The 16,679-nt window shown below is 71.3% G+C and carries 15 protein-coding genes; 5 read left to right on the forward strand and 10 right to left on the reverse strand.

All coding sequences use genetic code 11. The features are described 5' to 3' along the window. Positions 1 to 13: 13 nt before the first annotated feature. Positions 14 to 3,460 (reverse strand): S8 family serine peptidase, encoded by a 3,447-nt coding sequence (locus BMZ82_RS14685; protein ID WP_093775750.1) that lies wholly within the window; start codon positions 3,458 to 3,460, stop codon positions 14 to 16. Positions 3,461 to 3,814: 354 nt separating this feature from the next. On the opposite strand from BMZ82_RS14685, the gene BMZ82_RS14690 reads away from it, so the two are divergent. Next, complete coding sequence (locus BMZ82_RS14690; protein ID WP_256251917.1) at positions 3,815 to 4,294, forward strand: DUF5990 family protein; 480 nt, start codon at positions 3,815 to 3,817, stop codon at positions 4,292 to 4,294. Here BMZ82_RS14690 and BMZ82_RS14695 read toward each other — a convergent pair. Then, positions 4,287 to 5,135 carry a helix-turn-helix transcriptional regulator gene (locus tag BMZ82_RS14695; RefSeq protein ID WP_093775652.1) on the reverse strand — a complete coding sequence of 283 codons (849 nt, stop codon included), beginning with the start codon at positions 5,133 to 5,135 and terminating at the stop codon, positions 4,287 to 4,289. The genes BMZ82_RS14690 and BMZ82_RS14695 overlap by 8 nt on opposite strands. A gap of 86 nt (positions 5,136 to 5,221) precedes the next feature. Here BMZ82_RS14695 and BMZ82_RS14700 point away from each other — a divergent pair, with 86 nt between their 5' ends. The 4 genes from BMZ82_RS14700 (at position 5,222) to BMZ82_RS14715 (ending at position 8,799) form a co-directional block, all read left to right on the forward strand. Further along, the gene (locus tag BMZ82_RS14700) at positions 5,222 to 6,025 is read left to right on the forward strand and encodes an SDR family NAD(P)-dependent oxidoreductase (protein WP_093775654.1); all 804 of its coding nucleotides are present in this window, start codon (positions 5,222 to 5,224) and stop codon (positions 6,023 to 6,025) included. A 242-nt stretch (positions 6,026 to 6,267) separates the two neighbouring features. Beyond that, complete coding sequence (locus BMZ82_RS14705) at positions 6,268 to 7,470, forward strand: DNA topoisomerase subunit B (RefSeq protein ID WP_107487664.1); 1,203 nt, start codon at positions 6,268 to 6,270, stop codon at positions 7,468 to 7,470. 94 nt (positions 7,471 to 7,564) lie between these two features. Further along, positions 7,565 to 8,380, forward strand: a complete 816-nt coding sequence (locus BMZ82_RS14710; protein ID WP_177244497.1) for a class I SAM-dependent methyltransferase — start codon at positions 7,565 to 7,567, stop codon at positions 8,378 to 8,380. Between the two features lie 98 nt (positions 8,381 to 8,478). After that, positions 8,479 to 8,799 carry a GatB/YqeY domain-containing protein gene (locus BMZ82_RS14715; RefSeq protein ID WP_093775658.1) on the forward strand — a complete coding sequence of 107 codons (321 nt, stop codon included), beginning with the start codon at positions 8,479 to 8,481 and terminating at the stop codon, positions 8,797 to 8,799. Positions 8,800 to 8,860: 61 nt separating this feature from the next. Here the strand turns inward: BMZ82_RS14715 and BMZ82_RS14720 are convergent, their stop codons facing one another. From BMZ82_RS14720 to BMZ82_RS14755, 8 genes are all read right to left on the reverse strand, one after another. Continuing rightward, the gene (locus BMZ82_RS14720) at positions 8,861 to 9,700 is read right to left on the reverse strand and encodes a GntR family transcriptional regulator (protein WP_093775660.1); all 840 of its coding nucleotides are present in this window, start codon (positions 9,698 to 9,700) and stop codon (positions 8,861 to 8,863) included. 94 nt (positions 9,701 to 9,794) lie between these two features. After that, complete coding sequence (locus BMZ82_RS14725; protein ID WP_093775662.1) at positions 9,795 to 10,592, reverse strand: ATP-binding cassette domain-containing protein; 798 nt, start codon at positions 10,590 to 10,592, stop codon at positions 9,795 to 9,797. A 2-nt stretch (positions 10,593 to 10,594) separates the two neighbouring features. After that, positions 10,595 to 11,653: an ABC transporter permease gene (locus BMZ82_RS14730; RefSeq protein WP_093775664.1), complete on the reverse strand. Its 1,059-nt coding sequence runs from the start codon at positions 11,651 to 11,653 to the stop codon at positions 10,595 to 10,597. A gap of 106 nt (positions 11,654 to 11,759) precedes the next feature. Then, complete coding sequence (locus BMZ82_RS14735) at positions 11,760 to 12,851, reverse strand: sugar ABC transporter substrate-binding protein (protein ID WP_093775666.1); 1,092 nt, start codon at positions 12,849 to 12,851, stop codon at positions 11,760 to 11,762. Between the two features lie 809 nt (positions 12,852 to 13,660). Next, complete coding sequence (locus BMZ82_RS39410) at positions 13,661 to 13,840, reverse strand: hypothetical protein (protein WP_107487666.1); 180 nt, start codon at positions 13,838 to 13,840, stop codon at positions 13,661 to 13,663. 61 nt (positions 13,841 to 13,901) lie between these two features. After that, positions 13,902 to 14,453 (reverse strand): DUF5994 family protein, encoded by a 552-nt coding sequence (locus BMZ82_RS14745; protein ID WP_256251918.1) that lies wholly within the window; start codon positions 14,451 to 14,453, stop codon positions 13,902 to 13,904. 128 nt (positions 14,454 to 14,581) lie between these two features. After that, on the reverse strand, positions 14,582 to 14,929 hold the full coding sequence (locus tag BMZ82_RS14750) for a hypothetical protein (protein WP_093775670.1): 348 nt from the start codon (positions 14,927 to 14,929) through the stop codon (positions 14,582 to 14,584). Between the two features lie 452 nt (positions 14,930 to 15,381). After that, positions 15,382 to 16,671, reverse strand: a complete 1,290-nt coding sequence (locus BMZ82_RS14755; RefSeq protein ID WP_093775672.1) for an ATP-grasp domain-containing protein — start codon at positions 16,669 to 16,671, stop codon at positions 15,382 to 15,384. Positions 16,672 to 16,679 lie beyond the last annotated feature (8 nt).

Here is a 16,679-nt window from a genome sequence, read left to right on the forward strand (position 1 = left end):
TGCTCAGCGGGATCTATCGGACGGTGCGATAGGCGTTCGGCAGCGTCTCGGTCACCGCGTTGCCGGCGGTGTCGACGAGGGTGGCCCTCAGGCTCACCGTGCCGGGCCCGGCCGGGTGGGTGAGCGTCAGGAACCGCCCGCCGGTCTTGCCGGTCTGCACGGCGGTGTTGCGCCAGGTGCGGCCGCCGTCGTACGACACCCCCACGGTCAGGGACTTGACGGCGCCCTTCGCCGCCGCCGGGCCCTGGATCCCGATCGGCACGGTCAGCCGGGTGCCCGCCTTCGCCGTGCTGGTGAGGGACAGCTTCGGGGCGAAGCGGACCACCGACAGCGGGAGCCGCTGGATCCCGGTGCCGGAGGCGGCGTCCGCGGTGAACGTCCACACCGCCGACACCTGGTGGCCGACCGTGAAGTCCCGGGCGGGCCGGACCGCGTCGAGGCTCAGCCGGTAGTCCGCCCGGTGCGGCAACAGCCCGTCCATCGGGCCGAGTACGCACGGATCCATCCGCTTGTCGGCGACGGTCGTGCCGCCGGACGTGAGCCGGAACCGCCAGTCGGCGTCACCCGAGTTCATGTGGCCCGCGCCGTCGGACAGCAGCGGGAGGCACACGGCGAACGCGGTGCCGCTGTGCGACGCGCCCGGCGCGCCGACACCGGTGGAACCGGTGGTGACGGGTGCGAACACGCCCGTGTTGAACGTCTCCTGGTAGGTGTGGCCGGGTTCGAAGCGGCGGGCGACGAGCGGGCTCAGCACGGCAAGGCCGGGGTGGGTGTCGTTGATGACGTTCGCGCCCAGGTTCCAGCGCAGCCCGTTGTCCGTGGACGTGTAGTGGACGACGGACGCGGCGGGCACCGCACGCCAGGTGCCGAAGTTGCTGCCGACCAGACTCGACACGGCCGGCCAGCCCGGGGTGCTCCAGCCCACCGTGGGCGCCGCCTGGCTGTCCTTGGCGTTGGAGCCGATGCCGGTCACCACCTTGGCGAGACCGCGGGCGGAGAACGTACGGTTCAGGCCGGTGAAGAAGGAACCCGTCCGGGTCTCGACGAGGTCGTACAACGGACCCGTGGCACCGCGCTGCCAGACGCCGCCGATCTGCGCGATGAAGTCCTTGGCGGGGGCGGACGGTCCGGCCTGGGCGAGGTAGATCCGGCCGAAGGCGCCGTTCAGGTCCAGGCTGCCGGCGTAGTCGTACGCGGGCTGCGCCCCGTGGGCGCCGAAGACGACCCTGCCCTCCTTGAGGCCGGCATGGGCGTCGGGCGCGGTCATGGCGACCGGTTTGCCGGTGCGGGCGTCCAGCGCGAGCGTGGTGTTCTTGTCCACCACCAGTCCGGGCGCGACCAGTTGGGTCACTTCCTCGTAACTGTCCGTGCTACGGGTGAGCTTGGCGTCCACGAGGTAACGGCTCTTGGGGACGCGGAGGGTGACCTTGCCGTCGTCCGGCACCTCGCTTCCCCGGATCCCGAAGGTCCAGCGCCTGCCGTTGTCCAGCCCGGCCACGTACGCGAAGAGGGGCGCGGCCGGTTTCCCGTCGCGGCCGGTGAACTGCAGCTTCAGGTCGTACGACTCCACCTCGCGGATGACCCCGAAGGCCGTCCGCACGCTCTCGCCCGTCGCCGCCGTCGCGGCGACGATCCCCGAGTACGCGCCGTCGACCGTGCCGACGCGCGTGTCCGCGGTGACCGTGGCCTCGGCGGTGCCGCCCGCGGGGACGGTCAGCCGGGCGGGCGACACCGTGAACATGCCGGCCGTGGCGGCCTTGCCGTCGGGGCCGGTCGCGGCGGCCGACAGGTCCAGGGTGACGGCCTTGTCGCCGGTGTTGCGGTAGGTGAGGGTCTTGGCGATCGACTTGTCGTCGGCGTGCGGCCACGCCTGGAGGCCGAACGACAGCGACGGCTCGTCGGCGAACACGCTCTGGGCGACGGCCCGGGCCACGTCGACCCGACCCGCGCCGTGCTCGAACGTCGACGACGCGTCGGCGACCGGCACCGTGGAGCCCATCAGCACGGCCTTGATCCGCTGCCCCGACCAGTCGGGATGCTCCTGGGCGAGCACGGCGGCCGCGCCGACGACGTGCGGCGTCGCCATCGACGTACCGCTCATCCGGACATAGCCCGCCGTGCCGGCCGGGTCGCCCTCGGTGCCGTGGGCGGCCTTGGCGGCGACGATGTCCACCCCGGGAGCGGCGATGTCCGGCTTCAGCGCGCCGTCCGCGGTCGGGCCCCGGCTGGAGAAGTCGGCGAGGCCGTCCTTGCCGTCGACGGCGGCCACCGTGAGCGCGGCGGCCGCCGCGCCCGGCGAGTTGAGCGTGCCGGCGTCCGGGCCGTCGTTGCCCGCGGCGATGACGAACAGCGTCCCGGAGGAGGCCGACAGGTCGTTCACCGCCTGCTCCAGCGGGTCCGTCCCCTCGACGTCGACCGCGCCGAGGCTCATGTTGACCACCTTGGCGCCCTGCCCGGCGGCCCACTGCATGGCGCCGATCAGCCACGACTCCTGCGACCCGCCGTTGTCGAAAACCCGGCCGACCAGCAGCTTGGCCCCGGGCGCGACGCCCTTGTACCGGCCGTTGCTCGCCGCGCCGGTGCCCGCGATCGTGGAGGCGATGTGGGTGCCGTGACCCATCTGGTCGTCGACACCGCCCGCGCCGGTGAAGTCCTTCGACGCCACGACCGCGCCTTGCAGATCGGGGTGCGTGGCGTCGATCCCGCTGTCCAGGACCGCGACCTTGACCCCCGTGCCGTCGTACCCGGCCCGCCAGGCGGCCGGCGCGTGGATCTGCGCGGTGCCCTGCGTGGGATCCGGGTCGCCGTCGACGGACGGCTGCGGCGGGGCCTCGACCCGCGCGTCCAGCCACACCCGGCCGACGCCGCGCTCCGTGGTCAGCGAGCTGCCCGCCGGACGGGTCAGCGCCTTCCACGCCTTGCTCGCGTGCGGCTTGTCGACCGTCACCGACTCACCGTGTACGGCGGGCAGTTGGCGTTCCACGTCGGCGTCCGCCGAACGCAGCGCCCGTTTGACACCGCGCGTCGCGGAGCCCTGGTAGGAGACGATCAGCGGCAGGGTCGTGCGGTGGGCGTCGTCGTAGCCGTCCGCGACCAGCTCGGTCACGTCGAACAGCCGCCGGTCCAGCCGCCCGCTGCCCAGCAGCGCCGCCGCGTCGGCGGGGACGACGTACGTGTGACCCCCGAAGCGCTGCACGGAGAGGGGAATCCTCGCCCGGCCCGCGCCCCGGTCCACGCCGACGACCCGGCCGGCCGGGTCCACCCCGACGGTGTCCCCGGTGATCAGCGTGACGTGGGCGGTGGCCCCCGCCAGGTGGTTCGGCGACCGGCTCGCCGACGCGGCGGCGGCCGGTGTCACGAAGGTGCCGGGGGCGGCGGCGGTCAGCCCCGCCACCGCCAGCAACGCGGCGGTGCCGTAGGCCAGGGACCTGCCACGTTTTCTGACTCCGTGTATGTACATGTTCCGCATGGAGAGGTCTCTCTTCCCCGGGTCGGTTGCGTGTGGGGCGCGCGAGGCGGCCCCAGGCCAGGAGGAAATGCCTGGGACCGCCTTTGGGGGGTGCAGGTGACGGGGGATGTCACCTGGCCGAGACCGAGTCTTGAGGGCCGCAGAGTTGTTCAGCAGCCCTGGAGGACCGCTGAACAATTCCGGGGACGCGCAGGTCAGCCGCGATTTCCGCGAGATCGGACGGAACGCGCCATGGCCCGAGCCGCCGTCGCCCCCCGCCAGGGAGACGAGGGGGGAGACGCGGGGGGCGGGGAGGCGCGGGGGCCGGTGACCGCCGTGGGGCGCCGGGCGAGGATGATGGCGGGCATGCGTATCCGCATCGACGCCGTCGACCTGCCCGGGCTCGCCTGTCGGCCCGCCGCCGACGGGGACGCCCCCGCCTACGCCAACGTCCATGTCGCCGTGCAGCGCCGTGACCGTCCGGCCGAACTCCTCGAACCGCAGCCCGGCGACGCAGCGTCCGCGACATGGACCCTTGAGTGCGTCGCCGTCCCCTCGCCGACCGGCACCGAGGTGACGGGCCCGTACGTGCAGCACCGTCTGGGACGCCGGTTCGTCTACCTGTCCTGGGGCACGGTCGACGAGGCGGGCGTCTTCACGATGTTCCGCCGCGCCAAGCTCATGCTCGACGCCGTACCCCCCGAGGTACTCGCCACCGCCGCCCGCGACGGCCTGCTGGTCGGCCGCCTCGGCCTGACCGACGCGCACGGCGGCCCCCTGTGCGCACGAGTCGAGCCCCCGCACATCACCTGGACCGCAGAGCCCGCCGAGCCCCCGGTCAGTTGACGTGCATGCGCTGCGTGCCGATGACCGACAGCAGCCGTAGCGCCTCTTCGGAGGGTGAGCCCGGGGCCGCCGTGTAGATCACGACCTGCTGGTCGCGGTCGGCGATGTCGAGGACGTCGCAGTCGACGGTGACCGGGCCGACCAGCGGATGCTGGAAGGTCTTGCGCAGGGTGGGCCCGGCGGACACGTCGTGGGACTCCCACAGCCGAGTGAACTCCTCGCTCGCGCCGAGGAGTTCGGCCACCAGCCCGGCCACCTCCGGGTCGTCGGGGTAGCGGGCGGCGACGGCGCGCAGCCGCCGCGTCGAGTGACGGGCGAACGCGTCCGCGTCCGACATCCCGTACAGCCGCCGCCCGTGCGGGTGCGGCCCCAGAAAGACACGGCGTACGAGATTGCGGTCGCGGCGCGGCAGGGCGGAGAAGTCCTCCATCAGGGCTGCCGCCAGCTCGTTCCAGGCGAGTACCTCGAAGGTCGCGGACATCACGGTCGCCGCGGCCTGCGGCAGCCGGTGCAGCAGGTCGAGGATGCTCTGCCGTACCTCGCGCGAGGGCCCGGCCGACGGGAGCGGCGGTACGCCCGCGAGGTGGTGCAGATGGTCGCGTTCGGCGTCCGACAGACGCAGGGCCCGGGCCAGCGCGGCCAGCACCTCGTGCGACGGGTGCGGCGCGCGGGCCTGCTCCAGCCGCGTGTAGTACTCGGTCGAGATGAACGCCAACTGCGCGACCTCCTCGCGGCGCAGCCCCGGGGTGCGGCGGCGCGGGCCGGCGGGCAGCCCGGCCTCGGCAGGGGCGATCCGCTCACGGCGGCTGCGCAGGAAGTTCGCCAGTTCTCGTCGATCCACCGCCCCAGTGTGTGCACGGCCGGACCGCGCATCCAGGTACCGCCGGTGCCTGGATCGCCCCCGTGCCCGAGCGCAGGCTCACTCTCATGGACGACACCAAACCCACAACCGACCCCTCCACTGTCACCCCCTTGGGCCTGCTGGCCGACAAGGTCGCCTTCATCACCGGTGCCGGGCGGGGCATCGGCGCGGCCGCGGCCCGCCTCTTCGCCCGCGAGGGCGCCCGTGTGCTTCTCGCCGCCCGGACGGAGGCCCAACTCAAGGCGGTGGCCGAGGAGATCAGGGCGGCGGGCGGCACCGCGGAGTACGTCGTGTGCGACCTCGCCGACGCGGCCGGCGTGCGCGCCGCCGTGGACCGCGCCGTGCACCTGTACGGCCGCCTCGACATCGCCTTCAACAACGGCGCGACGATCCAGCGGCCCGGCCCGCTGGACCAGATGCCGGAGGCCGACTTCGACCACGTCTACGAGGTGAACCTCAAGGGCGTCTGGCGCGCCATGATCGCCGAGATCGCCGCCATCCGAACCACCGCCGGGACCGGTGCCATCGTCAACAACTCGTCCGTCGGCAGCCTGATGGGCAACCCCGAACTGCCCGTCTACGGCGCGATGAAACGGGCGCTCAACAGCCTCACCGAGTCCGCCGCCGTCACCTACGGCCCGGAAGGCATCCGCGTCAACGCCATCGCCCCCGGCAACACGCCGACCGAGATGATCCGGACCTGGGAAGCGGAGTCCCCCGGCCTCCAGGAACGACTCACGGCACACACCCCGCTGCGCCGCGCGGCCGACCCCCAGGAGATCGCCCAGGCCGCAGCCTGGCTCCTCAGCGACCGCTCCTCCTACGTCACCGGCACGGTCCTGCGCGTCGACGGAGGAGCGCGGGCCTGAGTTGGGTTTCTTACGATAGTCGTGGAATTAGGGACTGTCGGGCCACGGGGAACGGGGCCGTACACGGCCTCGGCAACCCCTCGGCCGCGTTCTGCCGGCGGTTCGCGACCGCAGGGCCGACGGCCTCCGGGCAGCCGCTCACCGGCCTCTCCACACCCTCGACCAACCCTCTCTGACCTGGTGTTTTGTTGGGTTCCGCCTAAGCTGGGGAGCTCTGTTGGACACCGCCGGAGGGGGCCTTCGTGAGTGAGCGAGCCATCAGGTACGACGCCAGCGACATCGAGGCATTGGAAGCGCCGGAAGGCATTCGCAAGCGGGCGGGGATGTACGTCGGCTCAACCGGTGAACGAGGCCTGCACCAGCTCGTGTTCGAGGTCGTGGGCCGGTCGGTGAACGAGATCCTGGCCAACGGCGCCGGCACCGGATCCGTCGACGTCACCCTCACGGCCGACGGCGGTGTGCGGGTCGCCGACGACGGGCCGGGTGTCCCCGTCGAGGCCGCAGGTGACACCGACGGTCCCGGCCTCGAAGTCCTGCTGACCGACACGCATACCTGGACGGAGTCCGGCGGCCGCCACCACGTGTCCCTGAGCCCCTTCGGCTTGGGGCCGTGCGTCACCAACGCCCTGTCGAGCAGCCTCACGGCCGAGGTGCGGCGCGAAGGGGTGCGCTGGGTCCAGGAGTACGCACGCGGAGTCGCGGTCACCCCGCCCACCACCGCCGCGGGACCGGTGACCGGCAGCGGCACCACCATCGCCTTCCGTCCCGACGCCGACATCTTCGGGACGGCGGAGTGCTCGTTCGCCGCGCTGGCCGAGTGCTTCAGGCAACTGGCCTTCCTGAACCGGGGCCTGGCCCTGTCGCTGACCGACGAGCGCCGCCCGGCGGGCTCCCGGTCCATGCGGTTCCAATTCCCAGGCGGGGCGCGGGACTTCGTAACGTTCCTCGACGCGCAGACGGAGGCACCCGTCGACCCGGACATCATCGGCTTCGAGCGGGAGGAGACGGAGATGGAGGGGACGGTGGAGGTGGCCCTACGGTGGTGCGGCTCCGGCGAGGAGCGGGTCCTGAGTTTCGCCAACAGTCGGCCCACCCCACACGGCGGCACGCACACGGCGGGCTTCTACGACGGGGTGGCGGCCGCGCTCAACGCATACGCACGCAGGCGACGGTTCCTGACGGCGGCGGCCCCCGATCTAGGTGCCGACCGGATCGCCGAGGGTCTGACAGCGGTCGTGTCGGTGAAGCTGGACCGTCCCGAGTTCCTCGGGCCGACCCATGGGGTGCTGGGCGGCACCGCAGTGCGCACCTGTGTGGGGGAGTCCGTCCGGGAGCACCTCGGAAGGTGGCTGGAGGAGCACCCGGCGCGAGCCGAGGCAGTCGTGGGCCGGATGGTCGGGGCATCCCGCCGGGACCGAAAGCTGCAGACAAATGGCGGGGCGTAGCGGCCCTCGGCCGACCAGTTGAAGCGGTGGTCCGTGAATGGACCTGGTCGATAAGGTTTCCCCGCCTGCCGATCAAGATGTCGAGGGGACGTTCATGGCCTCAGAGGGACACGTCGACGCGGCCCGTAGCAAGGTCTTCGGTGAGGTGGCCGAGCTCTACGACGCCGCCCGCCCCGGCTACTCGGACGCGATGGTCACGGAGGTGCTGGCGTACGCGGCTCTCGGGGACCGTGCGGCTGTCGAGATCGGCGCGGGTACCGGGAAGGCCACCGTGCCGTTCGCCGTGCTGGGGATTCCGCTGGTGTGCGTCGAGCCCGACGCGCGCATGGCCAAGGTGCTGCGGCGCAACACCGCCGACTGTCCGAACGTCCGGGTCGAGGTCGGCGACTTCGAGCAGTGGCAACCGGGCGGGCGGCGGTACGGCCTGCTGTTCGCCGCCTCCGCCTGGAATTTCCTGGACCGCGACCGGCGCTGGGACCTGGTCCACGCCGCGCTCGCCCCCGGCGGTGCCCTGGCGCTGATCAGGAACCCGCACGGGATCCATGACGCCGCACTGCGCGCCGAACTCGCCGGCATCGCAGACCGCCACGGGATCACCGGGTCACCGCACCGCTTCCTGGCTCGCGACCTCTCCGGCGACGAGCCCGGGAACTGGGACCAGGTCTGGCCGGACACGGAGTGCCGCCGGGACGGCCGCTTCACCGATCTGCGCTCGCTCCGGTTCCGGCAGGAACTGCGGTACGACACCGACCGTTACCTCGGCTACCTCACGTCGCTGTCCGCCTATCGCATCCTGCCCGACGACCACCGCGAACAGGCACTCGCCGAGGCCGGGCACCTGCTCGACGCTTACGGCGGCGGAATCGACGTACTCCAGATCACCGACGTCTTCCTCGCCCGTGCTCTCTGACGCCGGCCACACATATCGCGTTGTGGGTTCAGAGGCACCGTCATAAGGTCGCCGACATGTCTGTACGTCTTCGCATGCGTCAAGCACTGCCGGAAGCGATGCGCGCCCGCGACAAGGTCGCGGTGAGTGCCCTGCGCGCGACACTCGCCGCACTGGACAACGCCGAGGCGGTGCCCGTGGACGAAGCCGAACTGCGCGGCGTGGCCCTCGAGCAGTCGCCGGTCGGCGCCGGCGCCACCGAAGCGGTGCGGTGTGAGCTGAGCGAGAGCGGTGTGGTGGACGTCGTACGCGCCGAGGCCGCCGAGCGACTGGAAGTCGCCGCGCAGTTGACCGCCCCCGCCCACGCCGACCGAGCCGCCCGGCTCCGCGAGGAGGCCGCCATACTGCTCCGCTTCCTCGACGACCCCGGCACCGCATAGGAACGGCATACCAAACGGCATGGGAAACGGCATAGGAAGGTGGGATGGCCGGGGTCGGTGGTCAGGCTCCCGGCGGGCCGAGTGGGTGGGGTGAGGGTGTCGGGGTGTCGGCGCCGGTGAGGAGTTGGATGTCGAAGCCGCGGTGTGCCGGGGGGTAGCAGTGGGTGCCGTACTCGACGGGGCGGCCGCTCTGGTCGAGGGTCGTGCGGGTCAGGGTCAGCAGGGCCGTCCCCTCGGCCACGTCGAGCAGCTCGCCCTCCTCGGCCGTGGCGGCACGCGCGCCGATCGTGCACCGGGCGCTGTAGGCGCGGATTCCGGCCGTCCGCATCAGACCGTGCAGACCGACGGAGTTCAGCCGGCCGTCGTGCGGGTTGAACAGGTCCGGGCCCAGCAGCTCGCGCGGAAGGTGGTTGCGCAGGCGGCCGATGCACAGGCCGTCCGCGTACTGGAGCCGGTCCAGGACCGTGACCTCGCTCCCCTCGGCGAGAGCGAGAGCAGCCGCAACCTCCGCAGAGGCGGGCTCCGTTCCGTAGTGCTGGACCTCCGCCGCCGGGGCACGCCCCGCCTCGCGCAGATCCTCGTGCACGGCGGCGACGACATCCATGGTGTGCGCGGCCCGGCCCTGCGCCACCAGCGTGCCGATGCCCCGCAGCCGCACCAACAGGCCCTGCTGCGTCAGCGACTTGATGGCATGACGGACCGTGATCCGCGACAGGCCGATCTCCTCGGCCATCCTGGGCTCACTCGTCAGCAGACTGCCGGGCACCAACTGACCGTGCACGATGGCATGTTGGAGCTGATCGGCGAGCTGCTGGTGGAGCGGTGTCCGGCTCGTGCGGTCCAGGATGAGACCGAGGGGCGTGGAACCGCGTGGGTGGACATCCGGGTCTTCATCCCGCATCGCGTGGTCCTGACGTATTCGGTGCCGCGCCTTCGACCGGGCGGGGGCGCTCCCCGTGGGCGCCCCCGCCCGGCCACTGCCACACTGCTCGCTGTCAGCCGTTGGACTCCGACTGCATCTGGGCCAGTTCGGCCTCGAGGTGGGCCATCGCCTCGCCGCCGGCCATCAGGTCGGTGATCTGCTCGCGGGTGCGCTCGCCCTTGCGGAAGTCGTCCGCCTTCTGGCCGTGGATGAGGACGGCGAAGTGGTCGCCGACCATCATGGCGTGACGGACGTTGTGCGTGACGAGAATGACCGCGACGCCCTTGGCCCGGGCCTGCATGATGATCCGCAGGACGTGCGCCGCCTCCTTCACACCGAGCGCAGCGGTGGGCTCGTCCAGGATGAGGACGTTCGCGCCGAAGTACACGGCGCGCGCGATGGCCAGCGCCTGGCGCTCGCCGCCGGACAGGCTGCCCACCAGGCGGGCGCCGTCGGTGACCCGGGTGATGCCGAGGGACTGCATCTCGCGGACGGCTATCTCGCCGGCCACCTTCTTGTCGAACAGCTTGAACGGGCCCCACCCCTTGGTGGGTTCGGCGCCGACGAAGAAGCAGCGGCCCACGCCCATCAGCGGGAACGTGCCGCCGAACTGGTGCACCGTGGCGATGCCCTGGGCGCTGGCGTCGCGCGGGGTGTCGAAGACGACCGGTGCGCCGTTGACCTCGATGCTGCCGGTGGTCGGCTTGTGGAACCCCGAGAGGATCTTGATGAGGGTCGACTTGCCCGCGCCGTTGTCGCCGAGCAGGCACAGCACCTTGCCGGCGTCCACCTCGAGGGAGATGTCCTGCAGCGCGTTGGTGCCGAGGAAGGACTTGCTGATGCCGGTGAGGCGCAGCAGGGGTGCAGTCATGGTCAGACCTTCTTGGGGCGGGAGGCGGACAGGGCGAGGCGACGGAACGTGTTGTTCATCAGCACGGCCGTCAGAATGAGAACGCCCAGGATCAGGCTGGCCCAGTCGGAGTTCCAACCGGTGTAGTAGATGCCCTGGTTGACGATGGCGAAGGTCAGGGTGCCGAGCACCACGCCGACGACCGAACCGTATCCACCGGTGAGCAGTACGCCGCCGACGACCACGGCGATGATCGAGTTGAAGACGAAGGACTGGCCGTTGGCGACCTGCGCGCCGTTGTACAGGATTGTCTGGATCACACCGACCAGCGCGGCGCCGAACCCGCTGGCCATGTACAGCGCGATCTTCACCTTGGCGACCGGGATGCCGGTGGCGCGGGCGCTCTCCTTGTCACCGCCGATGGCGAAGATCCAGTTGCCGTACGGCGTCAGTTGCAGCAGCACCGCCACGACGGCCGCCAGCGCGAGCCACCAGAAGATCGCCACCTCGAACTGCCCGCCGATCAGCGTGCCGAACACGGCCTTCGAGAAGGGGTCCGGGTTGATCGCGACGCTGGTGGTGCCGGTCGTGACACGGGACAGGCCGAGGGTGAGCCCGGCCAGTCCGGACAGTGTGGCCAACGTGACCACCAGGGACGGGACATTGGTCCGCGTGACGATGATCCCGTTGAGCAGACCCGTCAACAGCCCGAGCCCGAGCGCGCACACGATGCCGACGATCATCGGCGCGCCCCAGTGGCCGGACACGATCGCCAGCGTCATCGAACTGCCGGCCAGCACCGAGCCCACGGAGACGTCGAGCTCGCCGGCGATCATCAGCAACCCGACCGGGATGGCCACGATGCCGAGCTCCGCGCCGATGTTCAGCCAGCTCGCCGCTCCTGCCGGGGCCAGGAACTTCGAGCCACCGAAGATCGCGAAGAAGACGAAGACGCCGAGCGTCCCGATGAACGCGCCGCCTTCGGGGCGGTAGCCCAGTCGCTTCAGCGCGCCGACCGATTCCTTGGGCTTCACGGCAGCGGTCTTCGTTTCGTCCGGCGCCGCCGGAAGAGAGGTTGTCATGGGTTTGGTACCACCTTTGTGGGTCTATAGATGTCCGGCACCTGCGCGTGCCTGTGGTCGAGGCGCCGGGCCCGGAGCGGTCCCGGGCCCGGCGCCTCGACCCGGATCAGCGGACGCCGGTCTTGGTGCCCTCGATCGCCTGGGCGACGTTGTCCTTGGTGATCAGCAGCGGACCGGTCAGCAGCGGGTCCTGCGGCGCGAACAGTCCGTAGGCCAGGTACTGGTAGGCCATCGCCACGGAGTAGAAGCCCTGGAGGTAAGGCTGCTGGTCGATGGCGAAGAGCTGGTCGCCGGCCTTGATCCGGTCGAGCTGGGACTGCGAGATGTCGAAGGTTCCCAGCTCGACCTTGTCACCGACGCCGGCCTGCTTGATCGCGCCGGCGGCGCTGTCCGCGTCCTGGACGCCGATCGTCACCAGCGCGTCGACGCTGCTGTCCTTCAGCAGCGCGCCCTTGATCGCCTGGGTGATCGCGGACGGGTTGCCGAAGTTCGACGAGGGCAGGGCCAGTTGCGTGGACTTGGCGCCCTTGCTCTTGGCGCCGTCCGAGATGCCGTTGCAGCGGGCCTCCGAGTTGGCGCCGCCGGGGAGGGTGTTGACGCAGAGGATGTTCTTGGCGCCGCCCTCCGCGAACTTGATGCCGCCGGCCTTGCCCGCCTCGTAGTCGTCGGAGCCGATGTACTTCAGACCGCCGACCTTCTTGGCCGCGGCGGACCCGCCCGAGTTGTAGATGAAGACGGGGACGCCCTTGCCGGTGGCCTGCTTGTACGCGGCGTCCTGGCTGTCGGGCACCCAGTCCGGGCCGACGATCGCCGACGGGTTCTGCGACAGCGCGGTGAGCGTCAGCTTGGCCGCGTCCGGGCCGAGGTTGTCGTAGTTCTGCGGCCCGAGGAAGGTCACCTTGCCGCCGCCCGCCTCCACGAGCTTCGCCGCGTCCTCGCCACCGCGCTTGACGGCCGACCAGAACGGGTCGTCCGACTTGCCGCCGATGACGTATATGGAGATCTTGCCGCCGTTGGCAGCGGCGGCCTTCGACGCGCCGCTGGTCGCCGCCGCCGTGTCGTCCGTGCCGCCGCTCTTCGCGGCACCGCTGCTGCACCCGGCCAAGGTGGTCGCCGTCGCGGTGAGCAGACCCACTGCGATAAGGACTCGGCGGGGAAGACGGCCGGGCAGGTGCCGCCTGGTGTGCGTGCGTTCCATGTGCGGAGTGCTCCTTCAGGTGAAGCCGGGACCGAGCGTGGGGCGAGGCCTGTACGGCATCGTGGATTTTGTGACGTTGTGGGGCGGCTTGTCGACATGCGCCAGGTATGACCCTGGGCATGGGGGAGTGGCGGATTCCGGCCACCCTCGATCGAACGAGGGATGGCGATGCCGAGGCAGTCGGCCGTCCGATCCGGGATCGGGCAGAGGATCGGGTTGCGGGGTTCGGGCCGATGCGGGCGGGATGAGCGGGGTGTGCGGGATATGAGGTGGCGGGTGATCGCCGGGCTCCGGATGACTGCCGGCTACCCGGCAAGCGCCTGGTAGAGGCGTTTATCGTCCGCGGCTCGGTGACCTTTTAAAGCGCTTTATGTGCGGTGCGCAGAGCATGCTTCTGTTTCCGGGGGGTGTCAAGACTTTGTGAAGACATGCGAACCTGCTGCCCGTTTAGCCAGGCTGTGTGGGCTTCCGGGCGGGGATGCGCGCTCCCACCGGACGCCGGTGCGCGAGACGAGGCGCTGACGGTGCCGGAGGAACTCCGACCGACCATAGTTACGAATAGCAAACGAATTGTTCGCCGTGCGAACGCCCTTGCCGTGTCAGCGCTTAGGGGTCGTTATGGTGTGCGTAGACCGCTGCGATCGTACGGTGTCCACGTCCGTGCCGATGCGTACGACATTGCGACTGCGCATGGCGAAGCCGGTCATCGTGAGGGTCGGCGGAAGGCGACGGATTCAAGACATCGCCGGGCCGGGTCCTCGGATTCAGGGCCCGGCGACGTCTCGTATCAATGCGGTGTCAGCGCGGTGTCAGCGCGGTGTCAGCGAGGTGTCGGAGTCGCCGAGGAGGTCCGGGAGGCGGACGGGGACTTCGGACGGCTCGGCCGGTGGCGTCGGCAGGATGCGGTCCTCCCGCCAGGCCGGCGCCATCACGGCGGCTCGCCGGACGGAGGGGGTCGAGGCGGGAACGATCAGCGCGTACGTGTGCACGGCCTGCTGCGAGATGCGTGCGACGCTGCGGGCAGTGGATGGGTGCCCAGACGTAGAGGTGTCAGGACTCCAGACCGGCGAGGGGCTCCGCGTCAGGTCGCGGATGATCACCAGCGCGCCGATGCGTAGCACTGGAGACAGGTGCCTTCGTCGTTCTGGAGCTGGAAGCTGACGCAGCGGCGTCCGCGGCCATCAGCGCGCTCGCGGTCAGTGGCGGGCCGGTGCGGTCGGACGCGGCCGCCATGAGTCGGGCCGCCGCCTCCGCCCCCGTCTCGGGCGGGATGACCAGCAGATCCCAGCGGCCGGTGCCGTAGGAGAGCAACAGCAGCTTGTGCGGGTCGAGTTCCGTGGCGAACCAGCCGACCTTGACGATGTGGCCGGCCACCGGAACCTTGCGGGGGATGACCGGCCAGTGCTCCGGGTTGACGGCGACCCGGGTGATGCGGCCCCACAGGGGGTCCAATACGGCGGTCAGCGTGGCCAGTTCGGCCGACAGGTCGCGGGAACGGGGCCACCAGGCGCCGTCCAGCAGTCCACGGGGGACACCGTCGGTCTTGAGGGCGAGACGCGCGGCCGGGGCGGGGGTGGGGGTGAGGTGCGAGGTCGCCGACATGGTCCGGACCCGTCTCCGGGCCGCCTCTGCGGCGGCCCGGGATCCATCTCTCACCGAGAACGACCCGGCATGGAAGCCGGTGTGCGAAATGCCCTCGGTGCCGCCGACACTACTCCGCGCAGCGGCGGCTAGAGCTGGAGGAGTCGTTGGGTGATCTCCCGGTACTGCCGCAGCGCGTGCCGGAGTTCCTCGGACTGGCTCTCGGGGTCCTGCTCGTCCCAGCCGGCGCGCAGCAGGCTGCGCCGTTCCGCGAGGGCGTTCACGAGCTGGGCGGTGGCTTCGTCGTACGCGCCCTCCGCCTCCTCCAGTGCCTCGCGCGGGGTGTCGGCGAAGGTGTTGAGGGCGTGCCGCAGCCGCAGGAGGACCTTGTCCCGTTCGGCCGACGGGAGCAGCGGCTCCGGGCCGGTGGTGCGGCGTGCGGCGGGGCCACGGGTCTGTCCCGCAGGCTGCTGGGCGCGTGTCTGGTCGTACATCATCGGATGCCGCTTCCGTTCCGCCCGAAGGCGTTCTCGGTCTTCTCGGCGGCCTGTGCCAGGCTTCCGGAGACCCGCTCGATGCTGCCCCGGCGCTGCACTGGCAGCACGGCACAGGGCGCCGTGCCTGCCAGTCAACGTCCGGCGCGGGTCCGTGTCAACGCGGTACCACGCCATCCGGGCCGCCCTGCTCCGGAGCCCGCCGGAGTACGGTGGAAGAAGCGAGGGGACTTCATACGGCGGTGTCCGCACCGAGGCCGAGGAGCCCCTGCATGCGGCTCATCTCCAGAAGCCCCGCTGTCCGAGCGCGGCAGCGGGGAACGGCTCTATGTCGCCGTCGCCGCGATGATCGTCGTCCTGGGAGGACCGCCGACGGCACCGGTACCCGTACCGCACCTGACACCGGCCCCCGTACCCGTACCGGCTGAGTGCGCCCCTCATCCTCATCCGTTCGATCAGGATCCGTCCCGCCCGGCCCCCTCGCCGCTGCCGTCCACCTCCACCTCTACCTTCACCGTCACGCCGTTCACGGCCTCGGCCGCCGCCTTGTCGGCCTCTGTCGCCGTGGCGGCGCGCAGCATGATCCAGCCGACGCGTTGGAGGTTGTCCTGGGGGTCGCCCACCCGGTCCCCGGGGTTGCGGGTCGCCACGGCGGTGATGACATGTTCGCCCTGCGGGAGGCCTGTGATGCGGGTGAGTGTTCCGGCGTGGGGTGGGACCAGGAAGCGGATGGCGGCGGCGGTGGCGCGGCTCGGGGTGACGTCGGGTCGTATGCCGAGGGCGGTCTGGAGGTAGGCGCGGGCCTCGTCGACGCCGGTGGCCTCGGCGACCAGCGTCATGATGCTGTCGCCGGGCGGCCGGGCACCCACCTCGATGACCTTCGTGTCACCCCGGCTGTCGACCTTCACCTCGGTGTGGGCGACGCCGTTGCGCAGCCCCAGCGCGAGCACCGCGCGGGTGGCGGCGGCCAGTACGGCGGTGTGCGCGCCGGGGGCCAGTTCCGCCGGGACCGTGTGGCCGGTCTCGACCCGGCGGCTGTCCTGCGTGGTGAACTTCGCCGTGATCGCGAGATGGTGGATCGTACCGTCGGCGATGACCGTCTCGACGCTGAACTCGTCGCCGTCCACGTACTCCTGGGCGAGGACGGTGTCGTCCAGGACGATGCCGTGCGAGGGCTTGCGCGTCTCGGACCGGGCGAGCCGCACGGCGGCGGGCAGTTCTTCGGGGCCGCGGACGACCGAGACGCCGATCGACGCGGCGTTCTCGGCGGGCTTGACGACCAGCGGGAAACCGAGACCGCTCTCCCGTACGAGCCGGGCGAGGACGGTGTGGTCCGGCGCGGCGAGCGTGCGCGGGGCGGGCACGCCGTGCGCCGCGAACGCCTCCGCCATCAGACGCTTGTTGCGGCACGCCGTCGCCCGCGCGGGGTCGTGGCCGGGCAGCCCGAGCCGGTCCGCCAAAAGCGTGGCCACGGGGGAGAGGAACTCCCAGCAGGCGACGACGCCGTCGATTCCGGTGGTCCGGCAGAAGGCGGTCAGGTCGTCGAGCGCGCGGTCGGCGTCACCGAAGTCGGTGAAGACCACGTCGGTGATCTTCTCCTTCAGCTCGGGGCGGTAGTCCGCGTACACGTCCTCGTGCGTGGCCACGAACGCCTCGACGCCGAGCGCGGCGGCGGCGCGCAGCAGGTCGTCACCGGCGGCGACCGAGGCTTCGAGCAGCAGGACTTTCCGACCGGGCGGCACCATAACCACGC

The sequence above is a fragment of the Streptomyces sp. yr375 genome (assembly GCF_900110755.1).
Classification (GTDB): Bacteria; Actinomycetota; Actinomycetes; order Streptomycetales; family Streptomycetaceae; genus Streptomyces.